Source organism: Pseudomonas sp. Sample_21 (assembly GCF_004307525.1).
In the GTDB taxonomy this organism is placed as follows: domain Bacteria; phylum Pseudomonadota; class Gammaproteobacteria; order Pseudomonadales; family Pseudomonadaceae; genus Aquipseudomonas; species Aquipseudomonas atacamensis.
Map to the genome: position 1 here is coordinate 1 of NZ_RCNZ01000028.1, position 17,987 is coordinate 17,987.

General features: G+C 62.7%; 13 protein-coding genes and 2 pseudogenes. 14 read left to right on the forward strand and 1 reads right to left on the reverse strand.

The genetic code is table 11. From position 1 onward, the window contains the following. The 11 genes and pseudogenes from D8U71_RS02510 to D8U71_RS02560 form a co-directional block, all read left to right on the forward strand. Positions 1 to 749: pseudogene (locus D8U71_RS02510) on the forward strand (fumarate reductase/succinate dehydrogenase flavoprotein subunit); the annotation flags it as partial. A gap of 27 nt (positions 750 to 776) precedes the next feature. Then, entirely contained in the window at positions 777 to 1,022 is a 246-nt protein-coding gene (locus D8U71_RS02515; protein WP_007959413.1) for a ferredoxin family protein, read from the forward strand. Positions 1,023 to 1,254: 232 nt separating this feature from the next. Beyond that, the gene (locus tag D8U71_RS02520; protein WP_130887094.1) at positions 1,255 to 2,658 is read left to right on the forward strand and encodes an ABC transporter substrate-binding protein; all 1,404 of its coding nucleotides are present in this window, start codon (positions 1,255 to 1,257) and stop codon (positions 2,656 to 2,658) included. 216 nt (positions 2,659 to 2,874) lie between these two features. Beyond that, the gene (locus D8U71_RS02525; RefSeq protein WP_024012709.1) at positions 2,875 to 3,654 is read left to right on the forward strand and encodes an ABC transporter permease; all 780 of its coding nucleotides are present in this window, start codon (positions 2,875 to 2,877) and stop codon (positions 3,652 to 3,654) included. Further along, entirely contained in the window at positions 3,654 to 4,502 is an 849-nt protein-coding gene (locus D8U71_RS02530) for an ABC transporter ATP-binding protein (protein WP_130887095.1), read from the forward strand. Before D8U71_RS02525 ends, D8U71_RS02530 begins: the two co-directional genes overlap by 1 nt. Beyond that, the gene (locus D8U71_RS02535) at positions 4,499 to 5,461 is read left to right on the forward strand and encodes a HEAT repeat domain-containing protein (RefSeq protein ID WP_130887096.1); all 963 of its coding nucleotides are present in this window, start codon (positions 4,499 to 4,501) and stop codon (positions 5,459 to 5,461) included. The genes D8U71_RS02530 and D8U71_RS02535 overlap by 4 nt, the downstream gene beginning before the upstream one ends. Continuing rightward, complete coding sequence (locus D8U71_RS02540; RefSeq protein WP_130887097.1) at positions 5,458 to 5,736, forward strand: DUF971 domain-containing protein; 279 nt, start codon at positions 5,458 to 5,460, stop codon at positions 5,734 to 5,736. The genes D8U71_RS02535 and D8U71_RS02540 overlap by 4 nt, the downstream gene beginning before the upstream one ends. A 122-nt stretch (positions 5,737 to 5,858) precedes the next feature. Continuing rightward, complete coding sequence (gene lexA / locus D8U71_RS02545) at positions 5,859 to 6,476, forward strand: transcriptional repressor LexA (protein ID WP_076563218.1); 618 nt, start codon at positions 5,859 to 5,861, stop codon at positions 6,474 to 6,476. Beyond that, positions 6,476 to 7,093: a translesion DNA synthesis-associated protein ImuA gene (gene imuA / locus D8U71_RS02550; RefSeq protein WP_041478676.1), complete on the forward strand. Its 618-nt coding sequence runs from the start codon at positions 6,476 to 6,478 to the stop codon at positions 7,091 to 7,093. The genes lexA and imuA overlap by 1 nt, the downstream gene beginning before the upstream one ends. 5 nt (positions 7,094 to 7,098) lie before the next feature. Next, on the forward strand, positions 7,099 to 8,514 hold the full coding sequence (locus D8U71_RS02555; RefSeq protein WP_130887098.1) for a DNA polymerase Y family protein: 1,416 nt from the start codon (positions 7,099 to 7,101) through the stop codon (positions 8,512 to 8,514). After that, positions 8,511 to 11,588: an error-prone DNA polymerase gene (locus D8U71_RS02560; protein WP_130887099.1), complete on the forward strand. Its 3,078-nt coding sequence runs from the start codon at positions 8,511 to 8,513 to the stop codon at positions 11,586 to 11,588. Before D8U71_RS02555 ends, D8U71_RS02560 begins: the two co-directional genes overlap by 4 nt. Positions 11,589 to 11,727: 139 nt before the next feature. On the opposite strand, the pseudogene D8U71_RS28535 reads toward D8U71_RS02560, so the two are convergent. Continuing rightward, positions 11,728 to 11,856: pseudogene (locus tag D8U71_RS28535) on the reverse strand (metal ABC transporter ATP-binding protein); the annotation flags it as partial. Between the two features lie 382 nt (positions 11,857 to 12,238). Here D8U71_RS28535 and D8U71_RS02580 point away from each other — a divergent pair. From D8U71_RS02580 to D8U71_RS02590, 3 genes are all read left to right on the forward strand, one after another. Beyond that, complete coding sequence (locus D8U71_RS02580) at positions 12,239 to 12,928, forward strand: GntR family transcriptional regulator (RefSeq protein ID WP_024012714.1); 690 nt, start codon at positions 12,239 to 12,241, stop codon at positions 12,926 to 12,928. A gap of 135 nt (positions 12,929 to 13,063) precedes the next feature. Then, entirely contained in the window at positions 13,064 to 15,175 is a 2,112-nt protein-coding gene (locus tag D8U71_RS02585; RefSeq protein WP_125927460.1) for a PAS domain-containing hybrid sensor histidine kinase/response regulator, read from the forward strand. 38 nt (positions 15,176 to 15,213) lie between these two features. Next, complete coding sequence (locus tag D8U71_RS02590; RefSeq protein WP_130887101.1) at positions 15,214 to 17,847, forward strand: excinuclease ABC subunit UvrA; 2,634 nt, start codon at positions 15,214 to 15,216, stop codon at positions 17,845 to 17,847. The last annotated feature ends 140 nt before the right edge of the window (positions 17,848 to 17,987 follow it).

A 17,987-nucleotide genomic window follows, 5' to 3' on the forward strand; every position in this document is an offset into this window, starting at 1 on the left:
TCCACGCCAATCGCGGCACCGACTACCGCACGCAGATGGTCGAAATGCACATTTCGGAAATCGGTTTTTGCAGCGGCCATTCGGCGTCAGGCGTGTGGGTCAACGAGCGTGCCGAGACTTCGGTCAAGGGCTTGTACTCGGCCGGCGACATGGCTGCGGTGCCGCACAATTACATGCTTGGCGCGTTCACTTACGGCTGGTTCGCCGGGTACAACGCCGCGGAGTTTGCCGCCGGCCGCGAGTTTTCCGCACTGGACAGCGAGCAGATCGCCAAGGAACAGGCCCGGGTCTACGCGCCGCTCGATCGCGAACACGGTCTGCCGCCGGCGCAGGTCGAGTACAAGCTGCGGCGCTTCGTCAACGACTACCTGCAACCGCCGAAAGTAACCAAAAAAATGCAGATCGGCCTGCAGCGCTTCAGTGACATCGAGCGCGATCTCGAGCAGATGAAAGCCAACAACGCTCACGAACTGATGCGAGCGATGGAAACCAGCGTGATCCGCGATTGCGCCGAAATGGCCGCCCGCGCTTCGTTGTTCCGCGCCGAAAGCCGCTGGGGCCTGTACCACTATCGCGTCGATCATCCGCAGCGCAACGACGCCGATTGGTTCTGCCACTGCCATCTGAAGAAGGGCGAGGACGGCCAGATGACCAGTTTCAAGAAGGCCGTCGAGCCTTACATCATCCCGCTCGACGCCGAGGAAATGCAGGCCTACGACCGCCTGCGCGTCGGCGCTTTCGCCGCTTGAGACATCATTTTTCAGAGAGTCCGAACCATGGCTTACCAAGCTCAGGAAATCTTCTTCCGCTCCAACGCCCCGGTCACCGTCGACGAGGACAAATGCATCGCGGAAAAGGGCTGCACGGTGTGCGTCGACGTATGCCCGATGGATCTGCTGGCGATCAACCCGGCCACGCAAAAGGCCTACATGGCGTTCGATGAATGCTGGTACTGCATGCCGTGCGAGAAGGATTGCCCGACGGGGGCGGTGAAAGTCGAGATCCCCTATTTATTGCGTTGACCCCAAATCCATTGTGGGAGCGAGCCTGCTCGCGAAAGCAATCGTTCATTCAACAATGATGGTGACTGACCCGCCGCCTTCGCGAGCAGGCTCGCTCCCACGTTGCAATTGTGATTATCCAATAGCCATCCGGTGAACCCCGGACGCTGAATGCAAAACACCCCTCGTTTCCCACCGCGCCCTGATCGCGGCGGAGACGAACTTCAAACCAATGATTCGAGGGGAAACACTCATGTTGCGTGCAGCACTCGCCGGTCTGGTACTGGCTTCATTCACCTTGTCGGCCTCGGCCGAAACCATCCGCATCGCCATCGGCACTCAGGACACCACTATCAACTGCGCCGCCGGCGGCCTGTTGATCCGTGAACTCGGTCTGCTGGAAAAATACCTGCCCCACGATGGAGCCTACAAAGACGCGAAGTACGACGTGCAGTGGAAAAACTTCACCAGTGGCGCGCCGCTGACCAACGAGATGGTCGCCGGCAAACTCGACTTTGGCGCCATGGCCGATTTCCCCGGTGCGTTCAATGGTGTGGCGTTCGAAACGGCGGGCAAGCACAGCCTGTTCATCAGCGTGCTGTCGGGCAGCATCAAGGGCAGCGGCAACGGCATCGTCGTGCCGAGCGCTTCGTCGGTGCAGAGCCTGAGCGAACTCAAGGGCAAGACCATTTCGGTGCCATTCGCCTCGACGGCTCACGGCATGTTGCTGCGCGCCGTGGCAGAGCAGGGCTGGGACCCGCTCAAGGATGTCAACATCATCGCCCAGCCACCGGAAGTCGCTGGCTCGGCATTGCAGGCCGGCAAGATCGACGCTCACGCCGATTTCGTGCCCTTCGCCGAGCTGTTCCCGAGTCGTGGTTTCGCCCGCAAGATCTACGACGGCGCCCAGGCCAACGCGCCGACTTTCCATGGCGCACTGGTGGATCAGGCCTACGCCAAAAAGTATCCGGAAATCGTCGTCGCCTATCTGCGTGCGAGCATCGAAGCCAACCAACTGCTCGCCACCGAACCGGAGAAGTACAGCGAACTGATCGCCAAAGTCACCGGGGTCGATGCCGAGGTCAACTACCTGTTCCACGGCCCGTTGGGCGTGCAGACCCGCGACCTGAGCTGGAAGCCTGAATATCGCCAGGCCGTCGGTACCGCCATCGATACCCTGAAGCTGCTGAAGAAAGCCGATCGCGGGCTCGACCTGAACAGCTTCATCGACGACCAATACATCCGCGCCGCCTTCAAGGCCTCAAACCTTGATTACACCGCGCAACTGGCCAACTACGCGCAGACGCCGTTGCCGGGTGTGGATGCGGCGACGGGCAAAGCCTTCACCGACGTCAGCCATGTCGCGGAAATCTGGGTGCGTGGCGAGGAAAAAGTCCGCCGTTACGGCTCGGCTGAAGCGGCGTTCACCGCGCTGGCGGCGTTGAAGCAGGAGGGCAAGAACATTCGTGCGGTGTATGCGCAGGCCAGCGACAGCGGGATCAAGTTGCTCGCTGAACAGGCGTGGTTTGCCAGCGACGCCAAGGGCCGCCTCAGCGCATTTTTGCTCAAGGGCCAGGCCCAGCAATACGCTGCGGCGCAGGGTGGCAAGGTGTTCGACTTCAGCGATGCCACTGCGCAGGTTGTTGCTGCGCGCTGAAGATCAAAAGCCCCTCACCCTAACCCTCTCCCGGAGGGAGAGGGGACTGACCGAGTTGTTGTTGAGAGATACGCCGACGTGAAGTACCGAGTCGAACTCAGGTCGTGAAAAGCACGCAAATCGGCTCCCTTTCCCCCTCGCCCCCCCTGGGGGAGAGGGCTGGGGTGAGGGGGTAAATCTCGGCCATCACACAGAACCCGAACTGGAAACCGGACTATGAAAACACCGTTGCGCTGGACATCAAGAGCCGCCTCACTGCTGCTCTGCCTGCTCTTCTGGCAACTCGCCGCCAGCCATCACTGGAACCTCGGCCTGGTCACCTTTGCCAACGTGCCGACGCCACTGGCGGTGATCGAAGCCGCGCTGGGCCTGGGCGACTCGGGCAAACTCTGGCAGCACCTGAGCAGCAGCCTCGGCCGCGTCTTCGCCGGTTACGTGGCGGCGTTGATCATCGGCATCGCCCTGGGCCTGGCCATCGGCCGGTCGAAATGGGCTGAAGACATTTTGCTGCCACCACTGGAAGTCCTGCGCCCGATCCCCGCCGTGGCGTGGATTCCGCTGGCGATCCTGATGTTTCCATCCTCGGAATTGTCGATGGTCTTTATCACCTTCACCGGCGCGCTGTTCCCGATCCTGCTCAACACCGTGCACGGCGTCGAAGGCGTCGATCCACGCCTGATCGCCTCGGCAAAAAGCCTCGGAGCAGGGCGCCGGGCGATTCTGCTGGAAGTAATCCTGCCGGGCGCTGCGCCGAGCATCATTACCGGCCTGGCGATCGGCATGGGCACTTCGTGGTTCTGCCTGGTGACGGCGGAAATGATCTCCGGGCAGTTCGGTATCGGTTACTACACATGGGAGTCCTACACCATTCAGAACTACGCCGACATTGTTGTCGGCATGCTCCTGATCGGCGTGTTGGGCATGGGCAGCAGTTGGCTGATCAAACGCTTGGGCGGCTTGTTCACGCCTTGGCATCGACCGCGAGGCAAAGCCTGATGAGCGTCATGCAAACCCCGGAAGGGCGGATCGACATTCGCCAGTTGTCCATCGTCCTCGGCCAGGGCCGCGAAGCCTTCGAAGCGGTGCAGGGCCTCGATTGCCAGATCGAACCCGGCCAGTTCGTGTGCATTCTCGGCCCGTCCGGTTGCGGCAAGTCGACCTTGCTTGGCGCCCTGGCCGGACACTTGAATGCCAGTACCGGCACCCTGAAAGTCGACGGCAGCGCGGTGACCGGCCCGTCGCCGCAGCGCGGCATGGTGTTTCAGCACCACACGCTGTTCCCCTGGCGTACGGTGCGCGACAACGTCGCCTTCGGCCTGAAGATGCGCGGCGTCGGCAAGGCTGAGCGCCGTCGCGCCGCTGACGACATCCTCAAACTGGTCGGCCTCGAAGGCTTCGCCGAGCGCTGGCCGGATCAACTCTCCGGAGGCATGCAGCAGCGGGTGGAGATTGCCCGGGTGCTGGTCAACCGCCCGCGCCTGCTGCTGATGGACGAGCCGTTCGGCGCGCTGGATGCGCTGACCCGCTTGAACATGCAGGAACTGCTGCTGGACATCTGGACGCGCATCCGCACCACCGTGGTTTTCGTCACCCATGACATCGACGAGGCGCTGTTTCTAGCCGATCGTTTGCTGGTAATGAGCGCGCGACCAGGGCGAATCATCGAAGACCTGCGTCTGGACTTTCCACGCCCGCGTACCAGTGAACTGGTGACCAGCCCCGACTTCGCTCGACTGAAACGCCATTGCCTCGACCTGCTGCGCCACGACAACGACCGACTGCTGCCGCGCCTCAATCCGCTCGGCCTGCCTCCTGAAAACCCTTTGCCGCGATTTGCCCTATGACCTCTATTTTTGCTGTGACCGACAACGAAGACATCCTCGCCCTGTATCCGCGCCTGACGGCTGAAGACGCTGGAGTGCGGCGCATTGCCCTGATTGATCTGGCCGATCTGGAGGAATCGGATGGTTTGCTCTGGCTGGTTGATCGACTCCGGCAGGATCCCGCCGAGGACGTCCGCACTGAAGCTGCGCGATTGCTCGAAGCGTGGGAGGATGAGGCGGTCGTGCAAGCCTTGTGTGAAGCGCTGACGGATCCGGCGCTCGCGGTGCAATCGGCGGCGGCGCAGAGTCTGAGCCTGCTCAAGACTGCGGCGGCGGGGCGGGTCATTCTGCCGTGGACCGCACATGCCGATGTCAGTGTGCGCATCGCCGCCTTTCGGGCGTTACGCGAATTGCGCTTCGCCGAGGCCGCGCCGGCTGCCGTCGCCGCGTTGGAGGACACCGATGCCAATGTCCGTCGCGAAGCGGTCGGTGTGCTCGGCTGGCTCAAACAGCTCGACGCGCTGCCAGCTCTGGCGCAACTGGCCAGCGACGACCCGGACACCGAAGTGCGTCGCGCCGCGACGGGTGCGCTGGGTCTGGCCAGTGGCGCCGAAGTATTGCCAGCGTTGCGCCAGGCTTTGCGCGACCCTGCCTGGCAAGTGCGCGAAGAAGCTGCGACCACGCTGGGCAAGGTTGGCCACAGCGACGCCGGCCCGGCCTTGGTCGAAGCGCTGAGCGATGATTACTGGCAAGTGCGCCTGCGCGCCACCCGAAGCCTCGGTCGCTTGCGCTTCGTTCCGGCGCTGGACGCGCTGATCGACACCCTCGGCCACCGCATCAGCAATCTGCGCAAGGAAGCCGCGCTGGCCCTCGGTGAATTGAACGATCGCGGCGCCGTGGCCGCGTTGCAGGCAGCGCAGGACGACGGCGACCCGGAAGTACGCAAAGCCGTGCGCATCGCATTGAGTCAGTTGCAATGAACCCACTGTCGGTGGGCAACTCGCAGAGTGCACGCACGTTGCGCCTGAGCTGGCCGGACGGGCGCGAATCGTTGCTCACGCATGCCGATCTGCGCCGGCAATGCCCATGCTCGCAATGCCGCGCATTTCGCCTGCGCGGCGTCACGCCGCTGGTTGATGATCGCGTGCGCCTGATCGAGGTAAATCCGCAGGGGTATGGCGTGCAACTGGTGTTCAGCGATGGCCATCAACGCGGGATTTACCCGTGGGAGTACCTGGCGCAACTGGGTTCCTGACCTTATCCGATGATCGTTCCCACGCGGAGCGTGGGAACGATCAGATCGCAGCCTTCGGCAGCTGCCTGCGTCGGCATGCGCCGACTGGCGGTTCTTGTCAGGAAATTCCCACAGGAGTACAAATGTACTCCATGACGAACCTGACTCCCCGCCGTACTGCCATTCTGACCTTTATCCGCGATCGCATCGCCGAGCACGGTCAGCCCCCAAGCCTCGCTGAAATCAGCGAGGCTTTTGGTTTTGCCTCGCGCAGCGTGGCGCGCAAGCATGTGCTGGCGCTCACCGAAGCCGGTTTCATTGAGGTCAATCCGCATCAGGCCCGGGGCATTCGCCTGCTCGGTCAGCCACCGCGTCCGGAATTGCTGGAGATCCCCGTACTCGGTCGCGTGGCTGCCGGCGCACCGATTGGCGCCGATGCCGATATCCATAACCGTTTGCTGCTCGACCCGGCGCTGTTCTCCCGCACCCCGGATTACATGCTGCGGGTGCAGGGCGACTCGATGATCGAAGACGGCATTCTCGATGGCGATCTGGTCGGTGTACGGCGCAATCCCGAGGCGCTGAACGGCCAGATCGTCGTTGCGCGTCTGGACGGTGAAGTCACCATCAAACGCTTCGAACGGGTCGGGGATGAAGTGCGCCTGCTGCCGCGCAACCCGGCCTATCAGCCCATCGTTGTGCGTAACGATCAGGATCTGGCCATCGAAGGCGTGTTCTGTGGTCTGGTGAGGCAAGGCTGATGGGTGCCGTCGTTGCGTTGGATACGCTGTTCAATGGCGGCCAGGTCTGGCGCGGCAGGCCTGCGCCACCGGCGGCAAGTCCGCAGCCGACCGGGCATGCGGGACTGGACGCAGCTCTGCCCAGCGGCGGCTGGCCGGAAGCGGCGCTGAGCGAAATCCTTCTCGCCGGCCCCGGTGTCGGCGAGCTGCAACTGGTCTGGCCAACCCTGGCGCGATTGTCCGCGGCCGGTGAGCGCATCGTGCTGGTGGCGCCGCCGTTCGTGCCATACCCGCAGGCCTGGGCCAATGCCGGAGTCGATCTGCGCCAGTTGTCGGTGATTCAGGCCAGCGAGCGCGATGCCTTGTGGGCGGCGGAGCAATGCCTGCGCTCGGGCAGTTGCGGCGCGGTGCTGTGCTGGCCGAACAAGGCCGATGACCGAGCCTTGCGGCGTTTGCAGGTAGCGGCGGAAACCGGCCAGACCCTGGCCTTTGCCTGGCGCCCGTTGAGCGAGGCGGTCAACCCGTCACCGGCAGCGTTACGGATTGCCATCGATGCCAAACCGGCGCAGCTACGTGTGCTCAAGTGCCGTGGCGGGCTGGCGCGGGCGGCGCCGATTGCCTTTGCCGTGGGGCACTGATCGTCATGCGCTGGGTATGTATTCTGTTTCCGCAATTGGCCCTCGATGCCGTGCTGCGTCAGCGGCCCGACCCTGAAGAGCCGCTGGTCCTGCTCAGCGGCCCGGCCCAGCGGCGGGTGCTGCAAGCGGTAAATCCGGCGGCACGCAAACTCGGCCTGCGCCCTGGCATGTCGATGACCGCCGCGCAAGCCATGAGCAAAGGCTTTGCCACCGCCGATTATGAGGTGGCCGAGGTCGAGCACTGGCAGCAGTTTCTCGCCGCGTGGGCCTATCGCTTCAGCGCTCAGGTCAGCGTGCATTACCCGCGTACCGTGGTCTTCGAGATCGAATCCAGCCTCGGACTGTTCGGTACCTGGCCGCAATTTGAAGCTCGCCTGCGCCAGGAATTGAAAGATCTGGGCTTTCGCCATCGAATCGTCGCCGCGCCGAACCCGGTGGCGGCGCGAGTGCTGGCCAATGCCTACGATGGCCTGGTGGTGCCGGACGGCGAGGCTCTGCAGCATCATCTCGGGCAATTGCCGGTCGACCGCGTCGGGCTGGAACCGAATGTCGCTACGGCGTTGTCGCGCATGGGCCTGCGCAATCTCAGCCAGGTGCAAAGCCTGCCACGCCAAGCACTGGCCCGGCGTTTCGAAGCGCAGATGCTCAAGCACCTCGACACGCTGTTCGGCGCACGCCCTCTGGCGCTGGCGTTCTATCTGCCGCCCGACCGTTTCGATATCCGCATCGAACTGAATTTCGACGTGCAATCCCATCAGGCCTTGCTGTTCCCGTTACGGCGCTTGACCGGCGATTTGTCGGCGTTCCTCTGCGGGCGCGACAGTGGTGTGCAGCGTTTCGACCTGCATCTGGAACACGCCGGGCTGCCGGAGACAGTAATCAAGGTCGGCCTGCTCAGCGCCGAGCGTGACGCGGCGATGCTCTTCGAACTGGCTCGTGGCCGGCTGGAGCAAGTCCAGGTCGAAGCACCGGTGCGTGGTTTTCGCTTGCGCGCCGAAGACCTGCCGAGTTTCGTTCCGCAGTATCAGGAGCTGTTCGACGACCGCCCGCAGCAGACCTTGCCCTGGGAGCAATTGCGCGAACGTCTGCGCGCACGGCTGGGTGATGACGCAGTGCAGGGGCTGCGCTTTCAGGCCGATCATCGCCCTGAGCGCGCGTGGCAGAACGCTGCCGATAAACACCTTTGCACGGGGTTGCCCAGCGTGCAGCGTCCGGGCTGGCTGCTCAACGAACCGCAAAGCGTGCCGGAAGGTTCGGCGCGGATTCTCATGGGGCCGGAGCGCATCGAATCCGGTTGGTGGGACGGTGGCGACGTGCGGCGTGATTACTACCTGATCCAGAACCGCGCCGGTCAGCAGGGCTGGGCCTGGCGGGCGGTGGGTGAGGGCGGTCCGCTGTGGCTGCAAGGCTGGTTCGCATGAGTGCCGATTACGCCGAACTGCATTGCCTGTCGAACTTCAGTTTCCAGCGCGGAGCCTCGAGCGCGCTGGAACTGTTTCAGCGGGCGAAAAAGCACGGCTATCAGGCGCTGGCGATCACCGACGAATGTACCCTGGCCGGCATCGTTCGTGCGTGGCAAGCGGCGAAGTCCGTTGAGTTGCCGTTGATCATCGGCAGCGAGATACGCATCGACAACGGCCCGAAACTGGTGCTGCTGGTGGAAAACCTTGCCGGTTATCAGGCCTTGTGCGGCTTGATCACCCAGGCTCGGCGGCGTACGCAGAAAGGCCAGTATCAGGTGCAGCGGGAAGACTTCGCCGAAGCGCTGCCGGGTTTGCTGGTGTTGTGGGTGCCGGATTCAGTGGATGACCGGGAAGAAGGGCGCTGGCTGAAACAAACCTTCGGCGACCGCCTGTGGCTCACGGTGCAACTGCATCGCGGGCAGAACGATCAGCAGCGACTATCGGCATTGTTGGCTCTGGCGGCTGAGTTGCAGATTCCAGCCGTGGCCAGCGGCGATGTGCACATGCACGCCCGGGGGCGCCGTGCCTTGCAGGACACCATGACCGCGATCCGTCATCACGTCCCCGTGGCCGAAGCGGGTCTGCGCCTGCACCCCAATGGCGAGCGGCATTTGCGTTGCCTCGATGAGCTGCGCGCCCTGTATCCGCCGGACTTGCTCGAAGCGTCGCTAAAACTGGCCAGACGCTGCACCTTCGATCTGAGCGAGCTGCGCTATCAGTACCCGAAAGAGCTGGTGCCCGAGGGCCACAGTGCCAGTTCCTGGTTGCGCCATCTGACCGAGGAGGGCATTGCCTGGCGTTGGCCGAAAGGGCCTCAGGCCAAGGTGCTCAAGCAGATCGATGACGAGTTGCAATTGATCGCCGAGCTCGGCTACGAAAGCTATTTCCTCACCGTGCACGACGTGGTGCGCTTTGCCCGCACACAGAAAATCCTCTGTCAGGGGCGTGGTTCGGCAGCCAACTCGGCGGTGTGTTATGCCTTGGGCATCACCGAAATCGACCCGGAGCGCACCACGCTATTGTTCGAACGTTTCATGTCCAAAGAGCGCAACGAGCCGCCGGACATCGATGTCGATTTCGAGCACGAGCGCCGCGAAGAAGTCCTGCAATACGTGTTCAACCGTTACGGCCGGCGTCGTGCGGCGCTGACGGCGGTGGTCAGCACCTATCACGCCACCGGTGCCGTGCGCGATGTGGCCAAGGCCCTCGGCCTGCCGCCGGATCAGATCAACGCGCTGGCCGACTGCTGCGGGCGCTGGAGCGATGAGACGCCGCCGCTGGAACGTTTGCGTGAAGGCGGCTTCGACCCGGATAGTCCGGTGCTGCGCCGGGTGCTGAGCCTGACCGGGCAACTGATCGGCTTCCCCCGGCATCTGTCGCAGCATCCCGGCGGTTTTGTGATTTCCGAGCAGCCGCTGGACACCTTGGTGCCGGTCGAAAACGCGGCGATGGCCGACCGCACCATCATTCAGTGGGACAAGGACGACCTCGATGCGGTCGGCCTGCTCAAGGTGGATATCCTCGCCTTGGGCATGCTCAGTGCGATTCGCCGCTGCTTCGACCTGCTGCGCCGGCATCGTGATCTGAACCTGACGCTCGCGACGATCCCCGCCGAAGACAAACCGACCTACGAAATGATCAGCCGCGCCGATACCGTCGGCGTGTTCCAGATCGAGTCGCGGGCGCAGATGTCGATGCTGCCGCGCCTGAAGCCTAAGACCTTCTACGATCTGGTGATTGAAGTGGCGATCGTCCGGCCCGGGCCGATTCAGGGCGGCATGGTTCATCCGTATCTGCGCCGACGTAATAACGAAGAGGCGGAAACCTATCCATCGCCGGCGCTCGAAGTCGTACTCAAAAGAACCCTGGGCGTGCCGTTGTTCCAGGAACAGGTCATGCAGATCGCCATCGTCGCTGCCGACTATAGCCCCGGCGAGGCCGATCAGTTGCGCCGCTCGATGGCGGCGTGGAAGCGCCATGGCGGACTGGAGCCGCACAAGGAGCGCCTCGCCGCCGGCATGAAAAAGAACGGCTACACACCGGAATTCGCTGCGCAGATCTTCGAGCAGATCAAAGGCTTCGGCAGTTACGGCTTCCCCGAATCCCACGCCGCCAGTTTCGCCTTGCTGACCTACGCCAGTTGCTGGCTCAAGTGTCACGAGCCAGCGGCGTTCGCCTGTGCACTGATCAACAGTTGGCCGATGGGCTTTTACAGCCCGGACCAGATTCTGCAGGACGCGCGGCGGCACCAATTGCAGATCCGTCCGGTGGACGTGCGCGCCAGTGACTGGGATTGCAGCCTCGAGCCGCTGAGTGCCGGGCAGCCGGCGATTCGCATGGGCCTGCGCATGATCAAGGGGTTTCGCGAAGAAGATGCCCGGCGCATCGAAGCCGCGCGCCGCCACGGGGCGTTTGCCGATGTTGCTGACCTGGGCGAGCGCGCCGCTCTCGACAGTCGAGCGCAGGCCTTGCTGGCAGACTCCGGCGCTTTGCGTGGCTTGGCCGGGCATCGCCATCGTGCGCGTTGGGAAGTGGCTGGGGTGCAGAAACAACTCGGCCTGTTCGCCGGTCTGCCCAACGAGGAAGAAGTAAAAATCGTCTTGCCCAAACCCAGCGTTGGCGAAGACCTGCATGCTGATTACGCCACGGTGGGGACGACGCTGGGGCCGCACCCGTTGGCGTTGTTGCGTGGCGAGTTGCAGGCCAGGCGCTGCCGCAGCTCGCGCGAGTTGATGGATATCGAACATGGCCGGCCGGTCAGCGTGGCCGGTCTGGTCACGGGCCGACAGCGACCCGGTACGGCCAGCGGCGTGACGTTCGTGACCCTGGAAGACGAGTTCGGCAACGTCAACGTGGTGGTCTGGCGTGACCTGGCCGAGCGTCAGCGCCAAGTGCTGGTGGGGTCGCAATTGCTCAAGGTCGACGGCCGCTGGGAACGCGAAGGCGATGTGCGCCACCTGATCGCCGGCCGCATGAGCGACCTGAGCCCGCTGCTCAATGGCATTCACGTGCAGAGCCGCGATTTCCACTGACCTTTGTGGCAGCGAGCCTGCTCGCGAAAGCGCAGTCTTAGGCAATGACAATGTTGACTGTGCCGCCGCCTTCGCGAGCAGGCTCGCTCCCACAGAGATTTGGTTGCGATGAAGATGGTTGATCGGCCCCGGATCAGTGTGGGAGCGAGCTTGCTCGCGAAAGCGCAGTCTCAGGCGATGACGATGTTGACTGTGCCGCCGCCTTCGCGAGCAGGCTCGCTCCCACAGGGATTTTGGTTGCGATGAAGATGGTCGATCTGCCCCGGATCAGTGTGGGAGCGAGCTTGCTCGCGAAAGCGCAGTGTCAGGCAATGACGATGTTGAATGTACCGCCGCCTTCGCGAGCAAGCTCGCTCCCACAGGGATTTTGGTTGCGATGAAGATGGTCGATCTGCCCCGTATCAGTGTGGCAGCGAGCCTGCTCGCTAAAGCGCAGTCTCAGGCAATGACAATGTTGACTGTGCCGCCGCCTTCGCGAGCAGGCTCGCTCCCACAGGTTTTGGCTGTTTATTCAAAATCGAGATAAATCAAAAGGCTGCACCTTTGGGCCGAAGGCAGATATTCTGCGCTTCACACTGGTACGGGAACCCGATCAACTCCATGGCGAGCCACTGCCAGGATGAATTGCCCGACGCCAAAGGAGTGTTCGAATGAGCGAAAAGAAGCTGGAAACCACGGTCGATCGCGTCTACCAAGGGGTTTACGCGGCGATCAGCAAGCGTTCGTTGCGCCCGGGCATGAAGCTGGGTGAGGCCTCGCTGGCCGAGCTGTTCAATGTCAGCCGCACCTCGGTGCGTGCTGCGCTCAAGCAGTTGGAAGCCGATGGTCTGGTCACCACCGAGCCCAACAAAGGCGCTTCGGTGTCGCTGCCCAGTGACGCAGAGCTGCGTTCGTTGTTCGAAACCCGGCGGCTGATCGAGATCGGCATCGTCACCGAACTGTGCCGGCGCAAAGACAGCGTTGCCATGCAGGATCTGCGTGAGCACTTGTTACTGGAAGATGCCGCGCATGCTGCCGGCGACCATGAACGACTGATCCATCTGCTCGGCGAGTTCCACCTCAAACTGGCGCGCAGCCTGAACAATCCGGTACTGCTCGACTGGTTCCAGAAGCTGATCTCGCGGGCCTCGCTATATGCCGCCGCGCTCGATGATGACAGTCATCAAGCCTGCCGCGACGATGAACACCTGCGTTTGCTCGAGTACATCGAAGCCGGCGATCAGAGCGCCGCGATCGAACTGACCTGTACGCACCTCAACGGAATCGAGAAGGCGATCCTCGACGTCGCGGCAAAAATGAAAACCGGCTATCACCCACTCAAGCACTTGATTGGCGTCTGAATGGCTCTGCGTCGTAAATCGGCTATACCTGCGATGAAACCAATGCGTTTTCACAGCCTCGAAACACACGGGCGTCGCGTCGTTGTAGCGTTGCGATAGATCGGAAAACCGCAAAAAAGGACACTGAGTCAGGCGATGCAGTTTTTATCCGAAAGCCACGGCTGTGAAGGCTGGAAAGGCGAAATGGCCGAACGCATCCGTGCGTTCGACTGGAGCCACACGGAACTTGGCGCGCTCGCCGAATGGCCGGCCAGCCTGTGCAACACCGTGCAACTGATGCTGGCTTCGCCGTTGCCCATGGTGATGCTGTGGGGCCACGCCGGCTACATGATCTACAACGACGCTTATTCCGAATTTGCCGGTGGCCGCCATCCTTATCTGCTTGGCGTGCCGGTTGAGCTGGGCTGGCCGGAAGTCGCCGAGTTCAACCGTCACGTCGTTGACACCTGCCTGGCCGGTGGCACCTTGTCCTATCGCAACAAAGAGTTGGTATTGCTGCGCGACGGCGTGCCTGAAGACGTCTGGATGGATTTGTATTACAGCCCGGTGGCCAACGACGAAGGCGTGCCCGGCGGCGTCATGGCGATGGTGGTCGAAACCACCGAACTGGTGCATTCCGAGCGCCTGCGTCAGGCGGCCGAAGATGCCTATCGCGCCGACAACGAGCGCGTGCGTCTGGCGCTGAATGCCGGCGCACTGCTTGGCTCGTTTGTCTGGGACATCAAGAACAATCGCTTCTCCGCTGACGAACGTTTCGCCCGCACCTTTTCCTATCCGCCGGATCAGGACTTGAGCGATCTGCAACAAGAGATCGCCGAATCGCGCATTCATCCCGACGACCACCCATGGGTCCAGGAGCGGGTCGCCCATTGTGTGCGCACTGGCGAGCCCTACAACGCCGAGTACCGTGTACAGCGCGGCGATGGCCAATATCTGTGGGTGCTGGCCAGTGGTGCCTGCGAGTTCGATGAAGACGGAAGGCCGTTTCGCTTCCCCGGTGTGCTGATCGACATCCATGAGCGCAAGAATGCCGAAGAATCACTGCTCAAATTCACCCGCAACCTCGAACAGCGCGTGGCCGCCGAAGTGGATGCGCGACTGGCGGCCGAGGAACAGCTTCGCCAGTCGCAGAAACTCGAAGCCATCGGCGGCCTGACCGGTGGCGTTGCCCATGACTTCAACAATCTGCTGCAAGTCATCGCCGGCAACCTGCATCTGCTCGCTCGGCATGAGCCCAACAATGCCAACGTGCAGCGCCGGGTCGGGGCTTCGCTGGCGGCGGTCGAGCGCGGGGCCAAACTGTCTTCACAATTGCTCGCGTTTGCCCGGCGGCAACCGCTTTCACCCGCCGTGTGCAACCCAGAACAGATTTTCGAAGGCGTTGGCGAGTTGCTGCAACGCGCCTTGGGCGAAACCATTCAGATCGACGTGCAACTGCCGCCGCAGCCGTGGCATATCAACGTCGACCGCAATCAACTGGAAAACGCGATTCTCAATCTGGCCATCAACGCCCGCGACGCGATGAAAGGCGAGGGCGTCATCGGCCTCAGTGCCGCCAATGTCTGCCTGGACAGCGAATACTGCGCCGGCAAGGGCATAGCGGCCGGTGAGTATGTGCGCGTGGCGGTCACCGACACCGGCGTGGGCATTGCTCCACAGATGCTGGAACAGGTCTTCGAACCGTTCTTCACCACCAAGGCCGACGGCCAGGGCACCGGGCTCGGTTTGAGCATGGTCTTCGGCTTCGTCAAACAGAGTGGCGGTCACGTCGAGATCGACAGCAAGCTCGGCGAAGGCACGCGGGTGCAGTTGTATTTCCCGCGCAGTCTGCGCCCGGTTCGCGAAGAGACCGCCAGTGTTGGCGAACGCAAGAGCGGCGGCCACGAAACCATTCTGGTGGTGGAGGACAACGACGCCGTGCGCGCTTCGGCGGTGGAGTTGCTGCGCGAAGAAGGTTATCGGGTGATGACCGCGTGCAATGGCGACGTGGCCATGCAGATGTTGCTGGAAGGCATCGAGATCGATCTGATCTTCACCGACGTGGTCATGCCCGGCCTTATCAAGAGTTCCGATCTTGCTGCCTGGGCCAAGGTGCAGACACCGCCGGTGCCGGTGCTGTTCACTTCCGGGCATACCCGCGACATCATTTCCCGCGACCACCAACTCAGCCCCGATACCCATCTGCTCGGCAAACCCTACAGCCCGCAAGCTTTACTGCAGATGATTTGCGAGGTGCTCGGCACCTGATGCCGAGCGCTGCCCAGTTTTTCAATCAAGGCAGGCCGATGACTTCCAAGCGCAATTCCAAAGCACCCGCCGGCATGGTTCGCGTGCGCGGCGCCCGCGAACATAACCTGAAGAACGTTGATGTCGATATTCCGCGCGATGCGCTGGTGGTGTTCACCGGCGTCTCCGGTTCGGGCAAGTCGTCGCTGGCGTTCTCCACGCTGTATGCCGAGGCCCAGCGGCGGTATTTCGAATCGGTGGCGCCGTACGCGCGGCGGCTGATCGATCAGGTCGGCGTGCCGGATGTCGATTCCATCGAAGGCTTGCCGCCCGCCGTCGCTTTGCAACAGCAGCGCGGCACGCCAAGTGCGCGTTCTTCGGTGGGCAGCGTGACGACGTTGTCGAGCCTGATCCGCATGCTCTATTCCCGCGCCGGCAGTTATCCGCCGGGGCAGCCGATGCTGTATGCCGAGGATTTTTCACCGAACACGCCGCAGGGCGCCTGTCCGGAGTGTCACGGACTTGGCCGCGTCTATGAAGTGACCGAAGCGCTGATGGTGCCGGACCCGAACCTGACCATCCGCCAGCGCGCCGTGGCGTCCTGGCCTTTGGCGTGGCAGGGGCAGAACCTGCGCGACATCCTGGTGACCATGGGCATCGATGTCGACATTCCGTGGAAGAAACTGCCGAAAAAGCAGCGCGACTGGATTCTCTTTACTGAAGAGACGCCGACGGTGCCGGTGTACGCCGGGCTGACCCCGGAAGAAACCCGCGTCGCGCTCAAACGCAAAATGGAACCGAGTTATCAGGGCACCTTCACCGGCGCCCGGCGCTACATCCTGCACACCTTCACTCACTCGCAAAGTGCGCTGATGAAGAAGCGTGTTTCGCAGTTCATGCGCGGCAGCCCGTGCCCATTGTGCGAGGGCAAGCGGCTCAAGCGCGAGGCTCTTTCGGTGACCTTTGCCGGCTACGACATTGGTGAGCTGTCGCAGATGCCGTTGCTGCAAGTGGCCGAAGTGCTGAGACCGGTGGCAGCGGCGAATTATCTGGAACAGGCCGAGGAGAGCGGCGACACCCTCAGCCATGCGCAAACCCGCGAGGCGCGCCAGCAGCGGGTCGCCCATGGCGCGAGTGGTCATGCCAGCGCACCGGACGTGCGCCACACGCCGAATCTGTCGCTGGAGAAACGCTTGGCGGCGCAGCGCATCGCTGAGGATTTGCTGGAGCGGGTCAGCACCCTGACCGATCTCGGCCTGGGGTATCTGGCGCTGGAACGCAGTACACCGACGCTGTCGTCTGGCGAGTTGCAGCGTTTGCGCCTGGCCACGCAATTGGGTTCGCAACTGTTCGGAGTGATTTATGTGCTGGACGAACCGTCTGCCGGTCTGCATCCGGCGGATGGCGAGGCGCTGTTCGAGGCGTTGCAGCGCTTGAAGGCTGACGGCAACACGCTGTTTGTGGTCGAACACGATGTCGAAACCATGCGCCGTGCCGACTGGCTGATTGACGTCGGCCCGGCAGCGGGCGAAAAGGGCGGGCGCGTGTTGTACAGCGGTCCGCCTGCGGGACTTGCTGATGTTGCAGATTCACAGACTCGCGCTTATCTGTTTGCCGAAAAGCAACGCCCTGATCGCGCCCCGCGCAAGCCCAGCGGGTGGCTGAAGCTCGACGGCGTCACGCGCAACAATCTGAATAATCTCAGCGCCGAATTTCCCTTGGGCTGTTTCACCTCGGTGACCGGCGTATCGGGTTCTGGCAAATCGAGTCTGGTCAGTCAGGCCTTGCTGGAACTGGTCGGCGCGCAGTTGGGCCGTCCAGTGGCCGAGTCCGAGTCGGAAGAACCGAGTCTGGAAGATGACACGCCGCCGCCCAGCACTGGCCAGATCAGCGCCGGCCTGGAGTCGATCAAACGCCTGGTGCAGGTTGATCAGAAACCCATCGGACGCACGCCGCGCTCCAATCTGGCGACCTACACCGGACTGTTCGACAACGTGCGCAAGCTGTTCGCCGCGACACCTGAGGCACAAGCGGCGGGCTATGACGCCGGGCAGTTTTCCTTCAACGTCGCCAAGGGCCGTTGCGCTACTTGCGAGGGTGAGGGGTTCGTCAGTGTGGAATTGCTGTTCATGCCCAGTGTGTATGCGCCATGCCCGACCTGTCATGGCGCACGGTATAACCCGCAGACGCTGGCGATTCTCTGGCAGGGCTTGAGCATCGCTCAGGTGCTGCAACTGACTGTCGATGAGGCGGTGTCCGTGTTTGCCGAGCAGCCAGGGATTCGTCGTTCGCTGGAGGTGCTGCGCGATATCGGTCTGGGTTACTTGCGCCTCGGGCAACCGGCCACGGAACTGTCCGGTGGTGAGGCGCAGCGGATCAAACTGGCAACCGAATTGCAGCGCAACCAGCGTGGCGCGACCTTGTATGTGCTGGATGAGCCGACCACGGGATTGCACCCGAGGGATGTCGATCGCTTGCTGGAACAGCTCGATACGCTGGTGACGGCGGGGCACACGGTGATTGTGGTCGAACACGAGATGCGTGTCGTCGCGCAGAGCGACTGGGTGATCGACATCGGCCCTGGAGCGGGCGGTCAGGGCGGCAGCATCGTCGCCGCCGGCACACCGCAGAAAGTCGCCACCAGCAAGAAGAGCAAGACTGCGCCGTTTCTGGCTCGGGCATTAAGCCGATGATGGCAGCGACCTGCCGAACGCCTTCGCGAGCAGGCTCGCTCCCACAGTTTTGAATGGTGTACCCAGACAGGTCGTCACACACGAATCCCCTGTGGGAGATTCTATGATTATCCTCAAGCGATAACTGCCCCTTTCGATTG

Coding starts and splice junctions, on each gene's coding strand:
- lexA (WP_076563218.1), top strand. CDS start 5,859: ATGTACTCCATGACGAACCTGACTCCCCGCCGTACTGCCATTCTGACC.
- D8U71_RS02590 (WP_130887101.1), top strand. CDS start 15,214: ATGACTTCCAAGCGCAATTCCAAAGCACCCGCCGGCATGGTTCGCGTG.
- D8U71_RS02535 (WP_130887096.1), top strand. CDS start 4,499: ATGACCTCTATTTTTGCTGTGACCGACAACGAAGACATCCTCGCCCTG.
- D8U71_RS02525 (WP_024012709.1), top strand. CDS start 2,875: ATGAAAACACCGTTGCGCTGGACATCAAGAGCCGCCTCACTGCTGCTC.
- D8U71_RS02585 (WP_125927460.1), top strand. CDS start 13,064: ATGCAGTTTTTATCCGAAAGCCACGGCTGTGAAGGCTGGAAAGGCGAA.
- imuA (WP_041478676.1), top strand. CDS start 6,476: ATGGGTGCCGTCGTTGCGTTGGATACGCTGTTCAATGGCGGCCAGGTC.
- D8U71_RS02520 (WP_130887094.1), top strand. CDS start 1,255: ATGTTGCGTGCAGCACTCGCCGGTCTGGTACTGGCTTCATTCACCTTG.
- D8U71_RS02540 (WP_130887097.1), top strand. CDS start 5,458: ATGAACCCACTGTCGGTGGGCAACTCGCAGAGTGCACGCACGTTGCGC.
- D8U71_RS02530 (WP_130887095.1), top strand. CDS start 3,654: ATGAGCGTCATGCAAACCCCGGAAGGGCGGATCGACATTCGCCAGTTG.
- D8U71_RS02515 (WP_007959413.1), top strand. CDS start 777: ATGGCTTACCAAGCTCAGGAAATCTTCTTCCGCTCCAACGCCCCGGTC.
- D8U71_RS02560 (WP_130887099.1), top strand. CDS start 8,511: ATGAGTGCCGATTACGCCGAACTGCATTGCCTGTCGAACTTCAGTTTC.
- D8U71_RS02580 (WP_024012714.1), top strand. CDS start 12,239: ATGAGCGAAAAGAAGCTGGAAACCACGGTCGATCGCGTCTACCAAGGG.
- D8U71_RS02555 (WP_130887098.1), top strand. CDS start 7,099: ATGCGCTGGGTATGTATTCTGTTTCCGCAATTGGCCCTCGATGCCGTG.